We start from the raw sequence: 18,540 nt of genomic DNA on the forward strand, positions 1-18,540 counted from the left end.
ATGTATTTTACTCTATTTTAATAGTTTTAGTAATAATTACAGCATCATTTAATATAAATGGTTTAGGAATCATATTCTTTGATCTTTCTGGTACTGAAAAAAGTGGATTATCCAATAAATCATTAGACGCTTCATAAACAACTAACTCTGTACTTTGATCCTTAGGCACCGTAAATTGCATTTCTAAAGGTTCATTATCTACCATAAAATATGTAAACAGTCGACCACTTCGCCTGTTTTCAAAAGCATAACTTTCCAAATTTTTCTTATACGCTGCCACACCATTAATTTTAAAGTCTTTAAACTTATATTGCTCTTGTGAGAAAAGCTCTATCCTATTAATTGATCTTTGAGGTTTTATATAAACAGACAAATGTCTTAAATCATTAATTATTGTATCCTTATAAATTTCAATTTTAGGTTCCTTTAGATTCTTCACGCTTGTTGCTTTAGAAAACGTAAAACCAGAACCATATTTGCTAGCAATAACATTTCCTTTTAAGGAAGCTGCATTTTTAGCATCCTCTCCTAAATAGTTTTTTGTCCAACTATCTAACACCTTATCATACGTAGCCCAACTTGCAGAATTATCATCTGCATTTAACACATAGGCTAAACTATTTGGTTTTTGTCTTTCTTCAGTGAATGAAGATTTAAAATGGGCAGAAATTAAAAAGAAGATTGAAATGCATAATACAATATAAGACCAACGTCTTTTATGTTTAAAAAAGCCAAAAACAGGCAACAACAAAACAAATATTAAAGCTGTTAGAATACAACTTCCAAATAATATTCCTAAACCTAAACCTACTGGAAACATTTTTATAAATGGACTCATAATAGTTAACAATGGAAATGCTAAAATTGCCATTAAAGCTAAATTAGGCTTACGTTGTTTTATAAGTACAAATAAACTCGCTAATGCAAAATACACTGGAATAATAAAAAAGCTTGCTCCTTCTAATTTTAAAGCCACAATTACACACACCAATAACCAAATAAATATTGGAGCAACTAATATACTAGCAACATTTCCTGGTTTATAAAACCTACTATAAATCCATAAACAAATTGCAACAGTCATAATTGCAAAAGCCCAAATATAAGTATGTCCATTATATGTAAAACCATGAAGCATTTCACCATATTCAGGATACATCCATTTTATAGCTTTCCATAAAGCAAAACCAACTCCTCCTGACACAATAATTGACAATAATGCAGGTATTATTCCCTTTACTACATCTTCCCTAATTAGTCTTTTAGATTTAAAACCATAAATAACTAAGCCAATAAATAATACAAATGCAATAATTAACATTGGCCAAATCCAAGCAAACGGATAAATTACTGTATGAAATAATGGTACATTAAAATATATATAATCCTCGTTACTCTTTACATTGGATAAGTCAGCCTTAGCATAATAATCAAGCAAAGGCATTAAATAACTACCTTGATGCTCTAAAGTATTTCTATCTAAACGTTCGTATGTATCATTAGCAGTATGATAATCAAAATGATCATCAATAAAAGCAAAATTAAATCCATCTATATCTCCATCTTCTCTAAAGCGTGTTAAATCTGTATCATTAGGTAACATTTTATAGATACTATATGCCAATGAATTAGCAACAGGAAACTTAGGATTTGCTTCTACAAACCCTTTCATTAAGTTGGCATTTCCTTGATTAGTTTCAATAAGCATATAACTTGGCCCTCCACTACCTCTTGCTTCAAAGTTTAATACTAGACCTACATCTTTTACCCATTCATGTTTATTTACAAATATATCTGCACCATTAAGCCCTAACTCTTCCGAATCGCTTATTAAAACAATAATATCATTTTGAGGTTTTTGACCATTATTTAAAAAAGCTCTTAAGCCTTCTAAAATTGTGACTACTCCTGAACCAGCATCACTAGCTCCAAACGAAGAATGAGGAGAACTATCGTAATGAGAAAGTAAAAGTAATGCTTTAGAATTATTAGTTCCTTTTAGTCTTGCTAAAATGTTTTTTGGTTTAGAAAAATTTCCCCATTGACTAATCGAGTAACCTTCTTGAATATGAGTATCAAACCCTAGTTTATTCAACTCTTCTACAATATAACCTCGTACCTGCTCATGAGCAACACTACCTACAGGGTGTTCTTCTTTTGAAATTTCTTCAAGATGCACCAATGCTCTTGCTGTTGAAAACTTATTTTTATCGGTATCAATATTTGAAATATTACTAGGAAGTAGTGCATAAAAACTCCAGTAAACTGCTGCTATTATTAGCAGCAATGCAATTGCCTTTTTTAGCATTTTAAAATTGAATTAGTAGTTTTTATAAAATTAGTAAAATTTATTTTTAGGCTAACTAACTAAAAATAAGTAACTTTAAATAACACTAAACTAAAAAATCATGGGAATAAAAAGTTTTCAAGGCTCCAGAAGAGAACAACCTGCAGAAGATAATTCTCCTATTAAGGTAAAGGATTATATGACTCGAAATCTTATTACTTTTAAACCAGAACAATCTGTTGAAGAGGTTATAGAAACCTTAATAAAACACAAAATTTCTGGTGGTCCTGTAGTAAATGATAAAAATGAATTAATTGGTGTGATATCTGAAGGTGATTGCATCAAACAAATTAGTGAAAGTAGATATTACAATATGCCTATGGAAAACAGTTCTGTTGAAAAGCACATGATTACAAATGTAGAAACCATTGATGGTAACTTAACTGTTTTTGATGCTGCCAATAAATTTCTTGAAGCAAGACGCAGACGCTTTCCTATTGTAGAAAATGGTGTATTGGTAGGTCAAATAAGTCAAAAAGATGTACTTATTGCAGCCATGAAATTAAAAGGTCATAATTGGAAATAGATTAAATTTTCCTTTCTACACGTTCTAAAGCTTTTGGTTCATCTGTAATTAAAAGCTTTTCTTTTTCGCTCCCTTGAAGCGTTAGCACTCTAGAATATGAGAAACCTTCAATAGGCTCATTTAATGCTTTCCATTTCCCAATCCCTTTTACAGCAATTTTTTCGTCTAAAGCAATGATACCTTCTTTATATCGTATTGTTTTATTAAAGCCTAATAATCCTGTACTGTCTTTATTATGTTGTGCTAAATAGTTTTCAAGTTTAATTGTTGGGTCATTCATAAACCCTGAGTTTTTTTCATGGTCTTTAACTAAATATACCCTTTTAAAACTATCGGTTTCAGAGTCTGCTTTAACTATTGCTAATTCTGAATTACTTTCAATAAAAAAGTCTTGCTTCTTAGTTTCATCAATCATAGTATGCCAACTTTTATCTCCTTTTCTTTCAACAAGCACATGATAGTATACACATTTACGACCACTTAAAGGTGCAATCAATGGTTCATGTACATATTTTGCTTTTCCTACAAGTTTTGCATATTCTCTATCTCTAACACTACTTATATTCTTCCTTCTTGACTTTTTTAGTTCTCTTAGGATTCTATTTTTATCGCTAAAATAGAAGCTTAAAAACATTATTACTCCAACAGCAGAAAATATAACTATTGGAATCAAGAAATTATCTTCTTTAATCAATACTAAAATTTGGCGCATATTAATTTTCACGTTTTACAAGTGCATAAAAATCATTTTCTAAAGGCAAGTAACCTTGATCATACACAAAGTAATATACTGTTCCTGCTTTGGTTGTATAAATACTTGTAATGTAGTTAAAGTCAAAACCCCTTTCAATAAGTTTAGCTCTGGAAGTTTTTGTTTTTTGCTCTGGATTTAAAACTTCTAGAATTCTCCAATTTTTTCGCAACCTATTATTTACATTTCTTATAAGGTTTTTACTGTCTTTATTTACACGATTGTTATAAGCATTTCTACAACCATCGCTACAAAACTTTTTATCAATACGACCAACTATTTTATCTCCACACTCAGGACATTTTTTTTCCATAATCTTCTTTTTTAAGTTCGTACCAATTTGCTTTAACATCTTCAAATTCAAACTCGTTTATAAATTGCAATCCTATTTTTTTTAGAACAACATTGGACGCAATATTATCAATTTCGGCAGCACCACACATGGTTTTTATATTTAACTCTTTAAATCCATAATCCATAGCAGCCAAAGCTGATTCGGTTGCATAGCCTTTTCCCCAATATCTTGGAATAAAACGATAACCAATATCATAAAACTCTGTTTTACCATTTAGCATTTCTTTTTTACCAGTATTAAGTTTTATCCCAGACCAACCTATAAAATCGCCACTAGATTTTTCTATCGCAGCAAACCTACCAATACCTAAATTGTCGTATTGCTTATGAATAAACTTAATAACATCTTCAGCTTGTTCTTTTGTTTTAATAGGGTTATTCCCTAAGTATCTATGAACATCTGGATTTGAATCTAACTCAAACATACCATCTAAATCTGTTGTTTGAATTTCTCTTAATATGAGCCTTTCTGTTTCTATATAAACTTTCATTTATTTAATGTTTGGATTAGTAATTGTAAATATTTGATTATGCTCAACTTCGTCATCTTTTCTTTGCTCATCTAAAACAAATCCTTGACCTACAAGTAAACGTGTTGAACTTAAATTGTCTTTATGCGTAAAGGCTTCTATGGTTTGTATATTTAACCTCGTAAATGCAAAATCTAAAACACATTTTAAAGCTTCGGTCATAATACCTTTACCATGAAACTCTGGTAATAACTCATAACCTGTTTCTGCAACGGTTTTATTATTATTAAAATTCCATAAACATATGGAGCCTATTAAATCATGACTTTCTTTAAGTGAAATTACCCAATAAAAAACCGCATTATTGGTTATACTTTGCTGTATTTTTTCAACAAACTGCTTGCCTTCGTTTTTATTTTGAGCTTCTGGCCTTCCTATATATTTATTTACTTCTGGATTTGACCTTAAACTAAAAACAGCATCTGCATCTTCCATTTGAAGCGCTCTTAATATTAATCGTTCTGTCTGTAATACTGTAAAATCCATTTGGTTGTTGTTTAATATACTTGCTAATTTTATTGTGTTTTATACTTCTCCCCATCAACTTGATAGCTTTCAAAAAGTGTAAATCCGCTATCAAAAATCTTTACATCAAAATCTCTCATAATTAAATATCTATCATCTAAATCATTTGACAAATAAATAAACCCTAGAAATAAAACTCCAAATCCTACCCAAAATACTTTTGAAATCAACTTTGGAATGTTAATTTTTCTAATTAATACTGAAACTACTATTAACCAAAAAATAAAATAACATAAGAAGTTTGTTAACATCTCAAATAAAAAATATTGAGTTGACAATGACGTATGAAAACCTTCACATTTATAAATAAATGGAAAACCATAAAAAACAACATCTTTCCCATCAATTACCAAACCATACCACCATTTTGTAAAAACTATAAATGATATTATTGTTAATGGTAAAACCGAACTAAATGTTCTTTCTCTAATATATTTTATAGATATCATTTTTTATAATTAACAAAACCAAAATAAAGTTCATCAGCCATTACTAAACAACATTATTATTCTTTATACATTTCTAAAATGGAATTCACATTCTCATTATTAAGGGTTTTTAATTTTTCTAGAGCATTAATCGATTTATTAGAATCAATAGTTTTTAAAGCATGTACACATTTTCTCAGTGTTGACTCCAACTCATCATCATACCATCTATAAATCTCTCTATTCAAAGCAATATTTAAAATTGGCTCAACAAATCCATCATACTTTAGACTTTCTATGTAAATTGTATTTACTAAATCTTCATGTTGACTGTGCCATTTAGCAATTAAGGCTTTTTCAATCAGGTAGTATTGTTCAGAATTAATTTCCTCTTCTTTATTAAAATCAAGACATTTTATTAAATCTTGTTCGCTTTCATTTTCAATAGCTCTTTTTAAAATCTCTTTCACTTTTTTCGACTTATAACTATAGACAACACGTCATTAAATCAAATATACAAATTATTCGTTTACAAGCGACTACAAACATTTACAAACGATAATAAATATGTAACAACCGAATAAACTTTGAGTACTGTTTGATATTTGCAGTGTCGAAACATAAGAACTCGATAGTATTAACTGTTTAACGCAAAAATTAAAATTATGAACACACTTAGAAACAAAGTACAGTTGATTGGAAACCTTGGAAATGATCCAGAAATTATCAATTTAGAATCAGGTAAAACATTAGCAAAATTTACCATTGCTACCAACGAAAGTTACAAAAACTCTAGTGGCGAAAAAATCACAGATACACAATGGCATAATATTGTGGCTTGGGGAAAAACGGCTCAAATCATAGAAAAATATGTTACCAAAGGGAAAGAAGTTGCTATAGAAGGCAAATTAACTTCAAGAAGTTATGACGATAAAGATGGTAACAAACGTTATATTACTGAAGTAGTTTGTAATGAACTTTTGATGTTAGGGAAATAACAATAATTTATATCAAATTTTCAAGAGGAGGTGTACAAACCTCCTTTTGTTATTTTAATTGTTCGGATAACCTTGACTAATCCAATCTTCAATTATATCTATATTACACTGTGTTAATTGTTGTCCATTAAAAGGCATTGCTATAAACCCTGCTTCATGATTTATAACTCCAGACAAATATCCATTACTTGCTATTTGAGCTATTTGATTATAATTAGTAAGGCTTAAATCTCCTTGAGGATTTGCGCCACTATGGCACCCTGTACAATTATTTTGTATTATTGGCCAAACAGATAGTGAATATGTAACGTTTGTTAAATCACAATCACCACATTCTTCATTTGTAGCGCCTTGATTAATCCAATCTCTAATAATTGTTATTTGCTCTAAAGTTAAAGGGTTTGATGGAGAAGGTGGCATAATATCTTCGGGGTCATCATCTGTTATAGCTTCATATAAATCTGAATCAAAAGCATTTCCAATAGTTATTTCCTGAAGAATTCCACTATAAGAACTTAAATCTACTCCATCTTGAGTACTTCCTCCTCCATGACACCCACTAATTGCACAATTAGAATTTATAATTGGTAAAACATCGTTAACATAATAAATTTTATCAGGGTCACAATCATCTTCTACAATAACATCATTTTCATCTACACTTACATATAAAGAATCATGTTCACAAGATAAAATTGTAAAGATAAATAGTAAAAACAAATAGATAATCTTCTTCATTTTAGTTATTTTAATGTTCAACTTTTTTCTTCCCTACATTGAATACTCTGCTAATATTAAATCCAAAATAAATATCACCATCTCCCCAAGCTCCAGTAGTATTAGTAACCAAAGACTGCTCTGTCATACCTTTAGAGTTAGTTACATGTAATTGAAAAACATGGCCTCCAGTTTCTATATCAACACCAATAGATAAAGAGTTTGTTAACTCTTTGCTATATACTTGATCTGGTAATAAATAATAATATTCTGCATTTAATCTAATTGAACCAGATAATTTAATCGAGGTACCAAAACCCATAGCATACACAGTATTCTCATCTTGTGGTGTGCTTACCAAGTTTGTGTGTACCATAGTAGGCATTAATTGTATTGAAATTTTATCATTAAATTTTCTAGCGATTAATAATGAATGGTGAAATGATAATCTCGAAGAAAAGTAATTTTCTCTTTCTGGGTCAATCCATTCACTAGAATTTAAATAAATACTGCTCACCGCTGTTGCAGAAAAAGGAAAGTTTTTTGCACCACTTTTTTGTCTTAAAAACCTCCATTTTATCATTCCATCATAAGTCTTTAAAAATGATGCACGTCCCAAACCTATATTTAAATGGTCCGTAATACCATATTCAAAACCAAGTCTTATGGTAGAATTGTCTAATCCCCAAAGGTCTCTCCATCCAGAATTAAGAGTTCCAAACCTGTGTTGTATCATAAATTGCAATACACCTTGTCCGTTAGTCTCAATAGAATTTCCGCTAACTAATTTGGTGTTCTTGAAAGTTGCAATGGTATAATTGGTTTGTGGCTCTTGTGAAGACTCTAACATATCTAACAAATCTTCTTGAGCATTACTCGTAAAGGGCACACATAAACTAATAAATAAGATTACAATAACATATTTCTTCATAATCTTGAGTTTACATTTCGCTCATTATTAAATTCACATTAACTTCTAGACTTTTAGCAATTTTCTCTCTTACAGGTCCAGGTATATTAATTTTATAATCTTCAGGCTTAACATCAAATTCTATTTTTAACTCTATAGTGGAATCATTTTTTGATACAACACCAACAACTTCAACTTGTTTTGTAACACCATGAATAGTTAAATCTCCTTTTATACTAACTTCTCTTTCTTTTTTAAGATCTAAAGCATTAAAATTTAGTATTTGACCTTTAAACATTGACTTGGGAAACTTATCACTTTCAACAAATTTTTCATTAAAATGTTCTTGCATAAGTGCCTTTTCAAAATTGAATGCTTTCATAAGTAAAACAGCAGCTATTTCACCATTTTCAGCATTAACTACTGCAGAAACCTGATTATTAATTGCTTCGATATCTTCGACTGGAGTACTGGAAAAAAATGATATTACTCCGTTTTGTGTCATATACTTTTGTGCGTTTAACACATTACAACACACAAATAAGACTATAAGGATATTCAACTTCTTCATGATTTCATTTTTAAGGGTTAACATATTAATTATTAAGAGCACCACTATCTAACCAAGCTTGTAAAATCTCTAAATCACAATCAGATAATTGTGCATTTGGCGGCATATTTTTTTGAATTAGAACGCGATCCTCAAAAGAACCATTATCGACTTTAGACTTAAGCTCATTAAAAACAGAAAAATCTCCTGGTGCATTACCACCAGATACGTGACATCCTGTTGTTGCGCAGGATGCATTTATAATTGGTAAGACATTCACTGAATATGTTATTTCTGACACATCGCACGAAACAGGTCCATATAATTCTTCTTCATTATCATTATAACAAGAGTTTAAGACTAAAAAAAACAATATAAATACACATAACTTTTTCATAGTTCTTTAATTTTCCCCTATTACACAATTGTTTAATATTACACTTGTTAAATAACCTTGGCATTGCCCTTTAACAGTTATTATTTCTCCTTTTTGCAAATTATTTTCTAGCTCATTAAATGAACAATTTACACCACCTAATAAAGCTTCCTCTGCACCTAATAACACATTAGAAATGGAATCTGTTTTTGTAACCATAATTACTTCGCCAGTTACTTCAATTATTTTCCCTTCATATTTTAAAATTGCAGACTTTTCGTTATTTGCAAATTCCATATAAAGTTGATTTGCTGTTACAGTATATTCTGGTTTTACTTTATGTAAACTTTCAGTCTTTTTGTTAAACATGTAAACACCATAAGCAACAGCTATTAAAACTAAAAAAGAGATTATGGTTGCTATTTTTTTCATCAGAAATTAACTTGTTGTAGTAAATCTAATTACTAATAGCAAGGCTGAAAAATAAAATGCAGTGAATAGGATAATTTAAAGGATGAATAGGTAACACCTAATACTTAATGGGAAGCAAGCCAGTTTTTAAATGCTGTAACTCTATCTTTACTAACTACTATATCTTTATCGTAATTGACTTTTAGCTTAAGCTTAAGCCTATTACTTGAATATGCAATCATATCTACAACAGCATTAATGTGAACAATCATTTGCCTATTAATTCTAAAGAATAAATCTGGATTTAGTTTTTGATATAAATGCTCTAGAGTGTCATCTAACGCATGAGTAGTATTTGAATATGTGTTAGCGTACACAACACCTGTTTCGGTAAAAAATAATGCAATATTATTCGTTTCAATTACCTTTAATTTCTGACCTACTTTACTAATTATTCGTTTTTGATATTCTATTTGAAATTGATTATTTAACTGAATATTTCTCAAATTATTCACATCAATTTTATGCTTCTCAAACTTAACCAAAGCCTTTGTTAGTGCTTGGTAATTTATTGGTTTTAGTAAATAATGAATCCCATTGAATTCAAAAGCTTTTATAGCATAATCATTATAAGCAGTTACAAAAATAATGGGCTTTTCAGGGTTTATTTTTTTGAATACTTCAAAACAATTTCCATCGGACAATTCGATGTCAGATAAGATTAAATCATACTCAAAATTTTCTAATAGTTTTGCAGCATCATTAATATTATCAGAAGTTCCAACAACAGTATATTGAGGTCTAATTTCCTTAATCATTCGTGTTAACCTTTGTAATGCTGCAGGCTCATCTTCAAATATTATTAATCTACTCATCGATGTATGGTATTTTTACTTTAAATGTAGTGTCGTTTTCCTCAACTATTGGCTTTTTCTTTAAAATCATTTCATGCCTTTTGATTAAGTTTTCAAGACCTAATCCTAAAGATAGAACGTTTTTGTTTTTCTTATTAATATTATTTGAAATTATTAAAAACTCTTGCTCCTCTTCTATTGTAACTTTTAATTTCGATTTTTTATTAATGATGTTATGCTTAATAGCATTCTCTATTAGTAATTGTATGGAAAATGGAATGACATACTTTTTATTTGCTTTATCTACATTATGTATCTTTAATTGAATTAAATCTTGATACCTAATCTTATGTATTTCAAAATATTGTTGTGCTAATTCCAATTCTTCAAAAAGACTGATAACTTCTGATTTCTCATGCTTTAAAATAGTTCTGTACATGGCAGAAAGTTTTTCTAATACTTTTGTAGCCTTATCTGGATTATCTTCAACAATTCCAATTAATGAATTGAAACTATTAAATAAAAAGTGAGGGTTAATTTGATCCTTTAATCTTTGATATTCATATTGAATCTCCACACTTTTAAGTTGTTCTTTTTTAATAACTTGTTGTTCTCTATACTTTACGATTACGTAAACTAATATTACTAAAACAAAAAATAAGATACCCCAAAACCAAGGCTGCATCCAAAACGGTTTTTTAATTATAAAGTGATAGTTTTTAATATGAGTTGGCATGAAATTTCTGTGTCCTCCACTACTTACTTCGAATGTATAATTTCCAGAAGATAAATTATAATAAGTAACCTTTTCTTGAGTAGTGTTTTTCCATTCTTCTTCTAATGGATGTAATCTATATTTATAATACCTCTGACTTGGTGCATAATAATTTTGAGATTCAAATAAAAAAGACCAAACATTATCATCATAATTAAATTCATTCTTCTCTTCCTTGATTGCTTCATCATACAATAAAGGTGGTTCTAACACTAATTCATTATTATGAGCCTCATCTAGTAAACTATTATTAAACTGGAGTATTCCATTTCCATATGCAATTAATGAATGTGTAGAATTAAAAGCATTTGAGTTTAATTGTATATCACTTAATATTTCTTTAGATACGTAATCCATTTTTCTACTATTAAGATTTAAAATATCAACTCCAAATTCATTTGAAAACAAAACATTATCATTCACATACATGATATTGTAAATGTTATTAGATCTAAAAAAATATTGACTCGACAGGTTTATAGTTTTGGCATTCTTTAATAAGTAAATCCCTTTACCTTCAACAGAAAAAACTACACCTTTTGGAGTATCAACAATACTGTACACACTTGAACCCTTAAAATAGTATTCAGGTCTTCCATTCTCTACATGAATTAAACCATTATTTGATGTTCCAAGAAAGAAATCATTCTCATTTTTCACATAAAAAGTATATAAGTAATTATCCTTTAATAATTCTTTATAGTCATTTACTAATTCTTGGCTATTAATATCAAAAACCTTTAAGCCATTAAGGTAACCAACCCATAATTGGTTATTTTCGGAGTGTAGTTTGATAATATTTTTTTCATTAATAGTTTGGCTTTGATCTTTAAACAAATGTGAAAATTCACTTTTATCTAAATTAAAAACCAGTATTCCCTTTCCCATTGTGCCAGCATAAATGCTATTGCCATGTACTATTATTGACGACACATACGAACTTTTAAACTTATGTGGAAAATCTATATTTCTTAAAACATCGCCATTTTGAAATAAGGATATACTTCCCTCTCTACCTAATAAAAATTGATTATTGAAAGAATAAATAGAAAAAGTCTTATCAATGCCAAAAATCTCGGAAAGAACATTAATAGATTTAACAGAGTTATTATGAGTTGTTAATAACAAAGATTGCACTTTAGTGACATGCTCAAAATCTCCATTTTTTATTTGAATAAACTCACTATTCCTCCACTCTTTCAAAGTGTGCTTATCTATAGCATATAGCAACCCATTTTCTCCTGTTATTTCAATTGGCTTAAAACTTTCAGAGTGAAAAGTGTGGAAAAAGTCAAGGTTAGAATTAGCAAAAACAACTTTACCATCATTCATTAAAATTGCAATTTCATGTTCGCCATATGCTACTATTTGTTTTGGTAACAACTCGAATAATGAAACGCTCTTAATGCTATTTAATTTTTCATCAATCTTTATTAACTCTGTATCAGTAATAACGAATATCTTATTATTTACAGTAGCAATATCGTTAACAAATCCTTTTACCTTAAGTTTTAATATTTCTTCAGTATCAAATGAATAGAAAAATAAACCATTACCAGAAGTACCTATTAAAAAACCTGTTTCATATAATTCTAAACTCGTAATAATTTCATCAAACAAATGTTCATTTGCTTTTTGTTTATTTTGATATCTTACTAGTTTATTAGCTATAGCTACAAAATAATCATGTTCGGATAAGATTAATACATCATTTATTTGTTCATCTAAATGTAAACATGAACTATGAACTTCTTTACCATCAAATTTACAGATAGACTGATTACTAATTAAATAAATGAATCCAAATTTATCTTGCTTTAAAAATTTAATATCATCTACAAAGTGGTAATTTATTTCTTGCGTCCATGAAAAATGAATTACAAAAAAGAACAACAATGTAATTATCCATTTCATTTATCAATTTGCATTACATTTTGAACAGTTACTTTTATTTCTGAAGCGATTTTAGCCTGTACAATCCTAGGTATCTTAATACTGTAATCAGAAAGTCTAACTAAGAATTCTCCCGATATATTTAAAGCACCATCTTTTACTGTTAAATGCACAGGAATAGCAACTATTTTTGTTACACCGTGAATAGTAAATTTACCTTTACATATAGCTTTTGTATCACAACCACCATCGCAATTTTCAGTAAGTATGATAGTTCCTAAAAATATAGCCTTTGGATATTTTTTTGTATCTAAATAATGCTCCTTAAAATGTTCTTTTTGTAATGGACTATTAAACCCTTGAAAAGAGGCCATATCAATAGAAAAGGCAAAATTCATATTAGACATATCAATAATACCGACTAGCTCATTAGATTCAGCCTTAATAATCTCCAATGGAGCTTCAGAGATAAAAGACACCTTTCCTTTCCCTCTGTATAACGATTGGCTATAAACGTTAATTGAGCTCCATAATAAAAAACATATGAGATAGTTACGTATCATCCAGAGAATATTGACATCTTATAAAAGATACAAAAAATAAAAACAACTATATTTTATTAAACTAAAATGTAGAGGATAAAACAAATAACGGTTTGAGATAAACTTCTATTTTTTTTCCTTAATGCTACACGTTTTAATTCCAAAAGGTGCATAAAGCGGACAAAAACTAATAAGGCTAGTCATGACAAAAACAACAGCAAGAACTAACAATACTATTCCAAGTGTACCTGAAATTGTTTCAGTTGAATAAAGTACTCCTAAAACTACTGCTATTAACACTCTAATGATTCTATCTACTGAACCCATATTTTTTTTCATAACTGTGAGATTTTATATGTTATAATACATTATTGAAATACAAAAATCTAAAATAGAATTCAGTTGAGCAGTGACTATAGTCACAACTAACAAATGATACTTATCTTGCCAGATTTTTGTTCAACTTTCCCCTCAGTTTCAAGTTTTTTTATAACTCTTGATATCACCTCTCTTACAGTTCCTAATTCATTTGCTAATTGACCATGACTTATTTTTATTGACTTATTTTTTGAAACTTTTGTTTTCCTTAGCAAATGGTCATATAATCTCTTATCCATTTTATCCAATAACAAATGGCTTATTGTATCTAACAGTTCTGAATACCTTAAATTAAATTGATTGTAAAACAACTCATTAAATTCTGGATATTCCTTTAACCAATTAGGCAAATACTTTACTGGAATTAAGATAATTTTTGAATCTTCTTCAGTTTGTGCATAAACTCTACTTGGAGTATTCTTAAGAGCAGCATAAAATGACATAACGCAACTTTGAGAAGGCTCGATATAGTAGAGTAGTAATTCTTTTTCGCCAAACCCAGAACAAACTTTAACAAGTCCATCAACAACAATTGGTAACACTTTTACATATTGTTGTTCTCTTAAAATTTCTGTCCCTTTAGGTATTGCTTTAATACTAGATTTAGACAAGATATCATTTACTAAATCTGGCTTTAAAAAGGATAAAATACTTTTATCAAAATCCATAAATCATTTATTAATCATTTTACTAAATCTAATTATTAAGCTAAGTAATTTAGCACAATAATGAGAGAAATACTTAGAATTGATTACTTGAGTTAAGATTAAATAAAATTAAAACAAATAAACATTCTTCCTAAAATATCAATACATATTTTCAAGAGGAGGTTTACAGACTTCCTTTTGTTATTTTAAGACGTTGCTCTTAAAGTAAGAGTAGAATTAATAACAGTATGCTCAATTGTTTCCGACTTAGAATTAAGCTTATCTAACATCATTTTTGCAGTGGTTTTCCCTAACCTTGTAGCGTGTTGATTAATTGTAGTTAATCCTGGTGTTACATTATTTGCCATACGTTCGCTTATATAACCAATAATAGCTATTTCTTGCGGAATTTGTTTTCCATTTAGCTTTGCCATTTTTAAAGCTGCAAACGATGAAAAATCATCTAATGCTATAAAAGCATCAACCTTATGGTTTTGTATAACATCTTTTGCTTTTTCATCAATAGTTTCACGCACACCTTCAATAATTAAAGGTTCTCCAACACCTTCAGCATTATTCAACGCCGCCAAATAACCTTTTACTCTTAACTTCCCTACGCTTAAATTATTAATAGTAGAGAGTATAACAATATTTTTTTTACCTAATTTAATAAGATGATTTGTCGCGTTAAAAACTGCATTAAAATCATCAACCATAACCTTATCACAATTAATAGATTCTACCACACGGTCAAACATAACAATTGGCTTTCCTCTACCTAATACTTCTTTAAAATGACTAAAACTCTGCGATGTTTGTGTCTCCTCTGCTACAGCAATAATAAAACCATCAACCACACCATTAGATAACATCCTTAAGTTTTCCACCTCCTTATCTAACGATTCATTCGTAATACAAATAATGATATTATAATTAGACTCCGCAATTATTTGCTCAATACCAAATAACACTCTTGCAAAAAAGGCATTTTGAACACTTGGAATTACTACTGCAATGGTATTTGTTTTACCAGATTTTAACCCTAAAGCAATTTTATTAGGTTGGTAATTATGAAGTTTTGCTAATTCTTTAATTCTCTTTTTGGTTGCTTCGCTAATTTCATGACTATCATTTAAAGCTTTTGAAATTGTAGAAATTGATACTCCTAGAATGGAAGACAGTTCTTTTAACGTAATATTATTCTTTGGCATATAATTTTATAAAGAGATTAGATAAAAATAGCATTTCCATTTATTATAAACAAAAACTAAAAAGGAAGCTTAATCATAAAACTTAAGTATTAACAAAAAAAGCTTGTTTTCATTATTCTTTTTTCAATAATTCTTGCTTTAATTATTAATTATACAAATCGCATTATGTAAGCTCTTTAAGTATTAATACCTTTATTATATTTACTATTCATTTTAATAAAATACTATGTCTACACAACCCAAACTAGTTAGATTCAACGAGAATGTTTTAGATAAATATCAGCTTTACAATAGTATTTTCATGAATTTACCATTTGAAACTATTAAGCGTACTGTTATTTTTCTTCCACTATTTACAGAAACATGTAGAAAAGGGTTTGCAAATGGAGATAATCCTACAAAAATTGTTGAGACATTTTTTGAAAAATACCAAGCAAGAAGACCAAAAGACAGTCAAATAAATCTGTTATTCCGATTTATTCAATATATAGAAAGACAAGTAGTTTTGTTTGATGCTATTGAAGATGCTTCATTTTCGGTAGTAAACAACATGGATGGAATTGGAACGCTTAGAAGCTTAAAAGAAACTGCTTCACAAGAAAACAGTTTTGATGAACTAAAAAAATACTTGGAAGAGTTTAAAGTTAGAATTGTTTTAACTGCACATCCTACACAATTTTACCCTGGAAATGTTTTAGGAATCATTACTGATCTTACTGAAGCAATACGAAATAATGACTTTCCAAGAATAAAACAATTAATAGCACAACTTGGAAAAACACCTTTTTTTAAAAGAAAAAAACCAACACCTTTAGATGAGGCTATAAGGCTTATTTGGTATCTAGAAAATGTATTTTATAAAACTTTTGGTGATATTTACGATTACATTCAGCAAAATATTTTTGATGATGACATTATTGACAATGAAATTGTAAATATTGGATTTTGGCCAGGTGGCGATAGAGACGGAAACCCATATGTATTACCAAAAACTACCAAGAGAGTTGCAAAAAGATTAAAACAATCTATTCTTAAGTGTTATTATAAAGACATACGAAAACTAAAACGAAAACTAACGTTTAAAGATGTTTACGAAAAAATTGATAAGCTAGACAAAACCTTATACGAATGTAGCTTTGACAAAGCACAACTCAATGCATTTAAACTTGATGATTTTATTGCTGAATTAGAAGAAATAAAAGAATTACTCATTACAAATCATGAGTCCTTATACCTAAATGAAATGATTAGCTTTATTAATAAAGTTAAGCTATTTGGATTTCATTTTGCAACGTTAGACATACGACAAGACAGTCGCATACATCATAAAGTTTTCACTAGTGTTGTTGACACATCCATAGAGAAGAATCTAAACATTTTCCCAGAAAATTACCATTCACTTTCTGAAGACGAACAGATTGAACTACTATCAAATATCAATGCTAAAATTAACATCAATGATTTTGAAGATGAATTAGTATTCAACACACTAAAAACTATGAATGTGGTAAAACTCATTCAAGAGAAAAATGGTGAAAAAGGATGTAACAGATATATCATTAGTAACAACCAAACAGCACTAAACGTCATGCAACTATTTGCTATGTTAAAACTTGTTGCTTTTAAAGACGAGTTAAGTGTTGATGTAGTACCATTATTTGAAACTATTAATGATTTACAAAATGCTCCAAAAGTTATGGAGCAACTCTATACCAATAAAAACTATAGAGCACACGTTAAAAGCAGAGGTAATAAGCAAACTATTATGCTTGGTTTTTCTGATGGTACCAAAGATGGAGGTTACCTAATGGCAAATTGGTCAATCTTTAAAGCTAAAGAAGCACTAACTGCTATATCAAGAAAGTATGATGTTGATGTTGTGTTTTTTGATGGTAGAGGTGGTCCACCAGCAAGAGGTGGTGGAAAAACACATCAATTTTACGCATCCTTAGGCCCAACAATTGAAGACGAAGAAGTACAATTAACCATTCAAGGGCAAACCATCAGCTCTAATTTTGGAACACATAACAGTGCGCAATACAATCTTGAGCAGTTAATTACTTCTGGATTATCTAATAATTTATATAGTGAAAATTTAGGTCTTTCTGATTCTGATACAGAAATCATGAATGAGTTAGCAACTATTAGTTACCAAGCATATAAAGACTTTAAGAATCATCCAATGTTTATTCCTTATTTAGAACGCATGAGTACATTAAAATACTATGCTAAAACAAATATTGGAAGTCGACCTTCTAAACGTTCAAACTCTGATTCATTAGTGTTTTCAGATTTAAGAGCCATTCCTTTTGTTGGCTCTTGGAGTCAATTAAAACAAAATGTCCCTGGATTTTATGGTGTTGGTACAGCTCTACAGACCTTTAAAGACAACAACCAATGGGAAAAAGTTAAGCAGTTATACAACAACTCAAGTTTCTTTAAAACTTTACTTGCTAACAGTATGATGTCCTTAACAAAATCGTTCTTTGAACTCACTAGATATATGTCTGAAGACGAAGAATTCGGAAACTTCTGGAATATTATTCATGACGAATATAAACTTGCAAAAACGTTATTACTAGAACTTTCTGGATTTAAAGAATTGATGGAAAATGAACCAACTGGAAAAGCGTCTATTGAAGTACGAGAATCTATTGTTTTACCATTATTAACCATACAGCAATATGCATTAAGAAAAATTCAAGAATTGCAAAAAGAAGGTACTGATAATAACGAAGAGTTAGAAGTTTATGAAAAACTAGTAACTCGCTCTTTATTTGGAAATATTAATGCTAGTAGGAATTCGGCATAAATAAA

Annotated in this window: 21 protein-coding genes; 3 read left to right on the forward strand and 18 right to left on the reverse strand. The window is 29.2% G+C overall.

What is annotated here, in order from left to right:
- Positions 1-7: 7 nt before the first annotated feature.
- Positions 8-2,308, reverse strand: a complete 2,301-nt coding sequence (locus ACLII3_RS03415) for a M28 family peptidase (RefSeq protein WP_412986492.1) — start codon at positions 2,306-2,308, stop codon at positions 8-10.
- A 100-nt stretch (positions 2,309-2,408) separates the two neighbouring features.
- Between ACLII3_RS03415 and ACLII3_RS03420 the strand changes: the two genes are divergently transcribed.
- A complete protein-coding gene (locus ACLII3_RS03420) occupies positions 2,409-2,873 on the forward strand; it encodes a CBS domain-containing protein (RefSeq protein WP_412986493.1) in 465 nt (154 codons plus the stop codon).
- 1 nt (position 2,874) lies between these two features.
- Here ACLII3_RS03420 and ACLII3_RS03425 read toward each other — a convergent pair whose 3' ends face one another.
- From ACLII3_RS03425 to ACLII3_RS03450, 6 genes are read right to left on the reverse strand one after another with little or no spacing between them, the layout of a single operon-like run.
- Positions 2,875-3,585: a hypothetical protein gene (locus ACLII3_RS03425; RefSeq protein ID WP_412986495.1), complete on the reverse strand. Its 711-nt coding sequence runs from the start codon at positions 3,583-3,585 to the stop codon at positions 2,875-2,877.
- A gap of 1 nt (position 3,586) precedes the next feature.
- The gene (locus ACLII3_RS03430; RefSeq protein ID WP_412986496.1) at positions 3,587-3,937 is read right to left on the reverse strand and encodes a hypothetical protein; all 351 of its coding nucleotides are present in this window, start codon (positions 3,935-3,937) and stop codon (positions 3,587-3,589) included.
- Positions 3,918-4,469, reverse strand: coding sequence for a GNAT family N-acetyltransferase (locus ACLII3_RS03435; RefSeq protein ID WP_412986497.1), 552 nt, complete (start codon positions 4,467-4,469; stop codon positions 3,918-3,920). Before ACLII3_RS03435 ends, ACLII3_RS03430 begins: the two co-directional genes overlap by 20 nt.
- Positions 4,470-4,994: a GNAT family N-acetyltransferase gene (locus ACLII3_RS03440; RefSeq protein WP_412986498.1), complete on the reverse strand. Its 525-nt coding sequence runs from the start codon at positions 4,992-4,994 to the stop codon at positions 4,470-4,472.
- Positions 4,995-5,023: 29 nt separating this feature from the next.
- On the reverse strand, positions 5,024-5,482 hold the full coding sequence (locus ACLII3_RS03445) for a hypothetical protein (RefSeq protein ID WP_412986499.1): 459 nt from the start codon (positions 5,480-5,482) through the stop codon (positions 5,024-5,026).
- 56 nt (positions 5,483-5,538) lie between these two features.
- Complete coding sequence (locus ACLII3_RS03450; RefSeq protein ID WP_412986500.1) at positions 5,539-5,931, reverse strand: hypothetical protein; 393 nt, start codon at positions 5,929-5,931, stop codon at positions 5,539-5,541.
- A gap of 195 nt (positions 5,932-6,126) precedes the next feature.
- On the opposite strand from ACLII3_RS03450, the gene ACLII3_RS03455 reads away from it, so the two are divergent.
- Positions 6,127-6,459, forward strand: coding sequence for a single-stranded DNA-binding protein (locus ACLII3_RS03455; protein ID WP_412986502.1), 333 nt, complete (start codon positions 6,127-6,129; stop codon positions 6,457-6,459).
- Positions 6,460-6,513: 54 nt separating this feature from the next.
- Here the strand turns inward: ACLII3_RS03455 and ACLII3_RS03460 are convergent, their stop codons facing one another.
- The 11 genes from ACLII3_RS03460 to ACLII3_RS03510 all read right to left on the reverse strand — a co-directional run bounded on the left by ACLII3_RS03460 (position 6,514) and on the right by ACLII3_RS03510 (position 15,723).
- Positions 6,514-7,197, reverse strand: coding sequence for a c-type cytochrome domain-containing protein (locus ACLII3_RS03460; RefSeq protein WP_412986504.1), 684 nt, complete (start codon positions 7,195-7,197; stop codon positions 6,514-6,516).
- Positions 7,198-7,207: 10 nt separating this feature from the next.
- Complete coding sequence (locus tag ACLII3_RS03465; RefSeq protein ID WP_412986505.1) at positions 7,208-8,107, reverse strand: DUF5777 family beta-barrel protein; 900 nt, start codon at positions 8,105-8,107, stop codon at positions 7,208-7,210.
- A 10-nt stretch (positions 8,108-8,117) separates the two neighbouring features.
- Positions 8,118-8,657 (reverse strand): YceI family protein, encoded by a 540-nt coding sequence (locus ACLII3_RS03470; protein WP_412986506.1) that lies wholly within the window; start codon positions 8,655-8,657, stop codon positions 8,118-8,120.
- A 25-nt stretch (positions 8,658-8,682) separates the two neighbouring features.
- Positions 8,683-9,033, reverse strand: coding sequence for a hypothetical protein (locus tag ACLII3_RS03475; RefSeq protein WP_412986507.1), 351 nt, complete (start codon positions 9,031-9,033; stop codon positions 8,683-8,685).
- Positions 9,034-9,039: 6 nt separating this feature from the next.
- Entirely contained in the window at positions 9,040-9,444 is a 405-nt protein-coding gene (locus tag ACLII3_RS03480; protein WP_412986509.1) for an OB-fold protein, read from the reverse strand.
- A gap of 104 nt (positions 9,445-9,548) precedes the next feature.
- The gene (locus ACLII3_RS03485; RefSeq protein WP_412986510.1) at positions 9,549-10,298 is read right to left on the reverse strand and encodes a LytR/AlgR family response regulator transcription factor; all 750 of its coding nucleotides are present in this window, start codon (positions 10,296-10,298) and stop codon (positions 9,549-9,551) included.
- Positions 10,291-12,966, reverse strand: coding sequence for a histidine kinase (locus tag ACLII3_RS03490; protein ID WP_412986511.1), 2,676 nt, complete (start codon positions 12,964-12,966; stop codon positions 10,291-10,293). The genes ACLII3_RS03485 and ACLII3_RS03490 overlap by 8 nt, the downstream gene beginning before the upstream one ends.
- Positions 12,963-13,508, reverse strand: a complete 546-nt coding sequence (locus ACLII3_RS03495) for a YceI family protein (RefSeq protein WP_412986512.1) — start codon at positions 13,506-13,508, stop codon at positions 12,963-12,965. Before ACLII3_RS03495 ends, ACLII3_RS03490 begins: the two co-directional genes overlap by 4 nt.
- 105 nt (positions 13,509-13,613) lie before the next feature.
- Positions 13,614-13,826 carry a DUF2892 domain-containing protein gene (locus tag ACLII3_RS03500; protein ID WP_412986513.1) on the reverse strand — a complete coding sequence of 71 codons (213 nt, stop codon included), beginning with the start codon at positions 13,824-13,826 and terminating at the stop codon, positions 13,614-13,616.
- Between the two features lie 86 nt (positions 13,827-13,912).
- Positions 13,913-14,533 (reverse strand): Crp/Fnr family transcriptional regulator, encoded by a 621-nt coding sequence (locus ACLII3_RS03505; protein ID WP_412986515.1) that lies wholly within the window; start codon positions 14,531-14,533, stop codon positions 13,913-13,915.
- Positions 14,534-14,718: 185 nt separating this feature from the next.
- Entirely contained in the window at positions 14,719-15,723 is a 1,005-nt protein-coding gene (locus tag ACLII3_RS03510) for a LacI family DNA-binding transcriptional regulator (protein WP_412986516.1), read from the reverse strand.
- Between the two features lie 226 nt (positions 15,724-15,949).
- Here ACLII3_RS03510 and ACLII3_RS03515 point away from each other — a divergent pair, with 226 nt between their 5' ends.
- Complete coding sequence (locus ACLII3_RS03515; protein WP_412986518.1) at positions 15,950-18,535, forward strand: phosphoenolpyruvate carboxylase; 2,586 nt, start codon at positions 15,950-15,952, stop codon at positions 18,533-18,535.
- Positions 18,536-18,540 lie beyond the last annotated feature (5 nt).

Source organism: Pontimicrobium sp. IMCC45349 (assembly GCF_047219225.1).
In the GTDB taxonomy this organism is placed as follows: domain Bacteria; phylum Bacteroidota; class Bacteroidia; order Flavobacteriales; family Flavobacteriaceae; genus IMCC45349.

What these genes read in the sequence shown, in the direction of transcription:
- ACLII3_RS03510 (WP_412986516.1), bottom strand. Translation starts at nt 15,723, where the DNA reads ATGCCAAAGAATAATATTACGTTAAAAGAACTGTCTTCCATTCTAGGA.
- ACLII3_RS03495 (WP_412986512.1), bottom strand. Translation starts at nt 13,508, where the DNA reads ATGATACGTAACTATCTCATATGTTTTTTATTATGGAGCTCAATTAAC.
- ACLII3_RS03425 (WP_412986495.1), bottom strand. Translation starts at nt 3,585, where the DNA reads ATGCGCCAAATTTTAGTATTGATTAAAGAAGATAATTTCTTGATTCCA.
- ACLII3_RS03470 (WP_412986506.1), bottom strand. Translation starts at nt 8,657, where the DNA reads ATGAAGAAGTTGAATATCCTTATAGTCTTATTTGTGTGTTGTAATGTG.
- ACLII3_RS03515 (WP_412986518.1), top strand. Translation starts at nt 15,950, where the DNA reads ATGTCTACACAACCCAAACTAGTTAGATTCAACGAGAATGTTTTAGAT.
- ACLII3_RS03485 (WP_412986510.1), bottom strand. Translation starts at nt 10,298, where the DNA reads ATGAGTAGATTAATAATATTTGAAGATGAGCCTGCAGCATTACAAAGG.
- ACLII3_RS03490 (WP_412986511.1), bottom strand. Translation starts at nt 12,966, where the DNA reads ATGAAATGGATAATTACATTGTTGTTCTTTTTTGTAATTCATTTTTCA.
- ACLII3_RS03505 (WP_412986515.1), bottom strand. Translation starts at nt 14,533, where the DNA reads ATGGATTTTGATAAAAGTATTTTATCCTTTTTAAAGCCAGATTTAGTA.
- ACLII3_RS03445 (WP_412986499.1), bottom strand. Translation starts at nt 5,482, where the DNA reads ATGATATCTATAAAATATATTAGAGAAAGAACATTTAGTTCGGTTTTA.
- ACLII3_RS03435 (WP_412986497.1), bottom strand. Translation starts at nt 4,469, where the DNA reads ATGAAAGTTTATATAGAAACAGAAAGGCTCATATTAAGAGAAATTCAA.
- ACLII3_RS03440 (WP_412986498.1), bottom strand. Translation starts at nt 4,994, where the DNA reads ATGGATTTTACAGTATTACAGACAGAACGATTAATATTAAGAGCGCTT.
- ACLII3_RS03475 (WP_412986507.1), bottom strand. Translation starts at nt 9,033, where the DNA reads ATGAAAAAGTTATGTGTATTTATATTGTTTTTTTTAGTCTTAAACTCT.
- ACLII3_RS03420 (WP_412986493.1), top strand. Translation starts at nt 2,409, where the DNA reads ATGGGAATAAAAAGTTTTCAAGGCTCCAGAAGAGAACAACCTGCAGAA.
- ACLII3_RS03430 (WP_412986496.1), bottom strand. Translation starts at nt 3,937, where the DNA reads ATGGAAAAAAAATGTCCTGAGTGTGGAGATAAAATAGTTGGTCGTATT.
- ACLII3_RS03465 (WP_412986505.1), bottom strand. Translation starts at nt 8,107, where the DNA reads ATGAAGAAATATGTTATTGTAATCTTATTTATTAGTTTATGTGTGCCC.
- ACLII3_RS03455 (WP_412986502.1), top strand. Translation starts at nt 6,127, where the DNA reads ATGAACACACTTAGAAACAAAGTACAGTTGATTGGAAACCTTGGAAAT.
- ACLII3_RS03480 (WP_412986509.1), bottom strand. Translation starts at nt 9,444, where the DNA reads ATGAAAAAAATAGCAACCATAATCTCTTTTTTAGTTTTAATAGCTGTT.
- ACLII3_RS03460 (WP_412986504.1), bottom strand. Translation starts at nt 7,197, where the DNA reads ATGAAGAAGATTATCTATTTGTTTTTACTATTTATCTTTACAATTTTA.
- ACLII3_RS03415 (WP_412986492.1), bottom strand. Translation starts at nt 2,308, where the DNA reads ATGCTAAAAAAGGCAATTGCATTGCTGCTAATAATAGCAGCAGTTTAC.
- ACLII3_RS03500 (WP_412986513.1), bottom strand. Translation starts at nt 13,826, where the DNA reads ATGAAAAAAAATATGGGTTCAGTAGATAGAATCATTAGAGTGTTAATA.